The following is a 1,322-nucleotide window of genomic DNA, read 5'->3' as shown; positions in this document are numbered from 1 at the left end:
CGCCTCGAACTGACCGCCGCCCAGGTCGAGCGGATCGCGCACGCCGACGTCGTGCTGGCGCAGCTGGAGATCCCGCTCGACATGGTGCGCGCGGCTCACCCGCATCCTCGCCCTGATCCCGCTGGTGCTCGGGGTGGTCCTGCCTCGGCCGAGCGCATCCCGACGATCGCGCTGGTGTTCGGCAACTCCACCGCGGGCGGCGCCTACCTGCCCGGCATGTCCGACTACGTGGTGATGGTCAAGGAACGCGCGAAGGTGTTCCTCGGCGGCCCGCCGCTGGTCAAGATGGCTACGGGGGAGGAGTCCGACGACGAGTCGCTGGGCGGCGCGGAGATGCACGCGCGCACCTCGGGGCTGGCCGACTACCTCGCGCACGACGAGCAGGACGCGATCCGCATCGGCCGCAGCATCGTCAAGCGGCTCAACTGGCACAAGCAGGGGCCGTCCCCGAAACCGGACTACGACGAGCCGCTGCTGGACGCCGAGGACCTGCTCGGCATCGTGCCCGCCGACCTGAAGGTCCCGTTCGACCCGCGCGAGGTGATCGCCCGCGTCGTCGACGGCTCCGACTTCGACGAGTTCAAACCGCTCTACGGCACCAGCCTCGTCACCGGCTGGGCGAGCCTGCACGGCTACCCGGTCGGCATCCTCGCCAACGCGCAGGGCGTGCTGTTCAGCGAGGAGTCGCAGAAGGCGACGCAGTTCATCCAGCTCGCCAACCAGACCGACACGCCGCTGCTGTTCCTGCACAACACCACCGGCTACATGGTCGGCAAGGAGTACGAGCAGGGCGGCATCATCAAGCACGGCGCGATGATGATCAACGCGGTGTCCAACTCGAAGGTCCCGCACCTGTCCGTGCTGATGGGCGCGTCCTACGGCGCCGGGCACTACGGCATGTGCGGGCGGGCGTACGGGCCGCGGTTCCTGTTCGCCTGGCCCAGCGCGAAGTCCGCGGTGATGGGGCCGGCGCAGCTGGCCGGGGTGCTGTCGATCGTGGCCCGCCAGGCCGCGGCCGGACGCGGCCAGCCCTACGACGAGGACGCCGACGCCGCGATGCGCGCGATGGTCGAGCAGCAGATCGAGGCCGAGTCGCTGCCGATGTTCCTGTCCGGCATGCTCTACGACGACGGCATCATCGACCCGCGGGACACCCGCACCGTGCTCGGGCTGTGCCTGTCCGCCATCCACAATGGACCGATCAGGGGCGCCGAGGGCTTCGGCGTCTTCCGGATGTGAGTGACGTGATCGACAACGTTCTGGTCGCCAACCGCGGGGAGATCGCCCGCCGCGTGTTCCGCACCTGCTCGGCCTTCCAGCCG

General features: G+C 69.8%; 1 protein-coding gene. It reads left to right on the top strand.

The window, feature by feature from the left end:
* The coding region (locus ABZ215_RS43765; protein WP_354956862.1) for a carboxyl transferase domain-containing protein at window positions 1-1,239 on the top strand (1,239 nt) is incomplete at its 5' end.
* Between the last annotated feature and the right edge of the window lie 83 nt (window positions 1,240-1,322).

This window comes from Amycolatopsis sp. NPDC006131, assembly GCF_040614175.1.
In the GTDB taxonomy this organism is placed as follows: Bacteria; Actinomycetota; Actinomycetes; order Mycobacteriales; family Pseudonocardiaceae; genus Amycolatopsis_E; species Amycolatopsis_E tucumanensis.
This window is presented reverse-complemented; position numbering and strand designations above follow the sequence as displayed.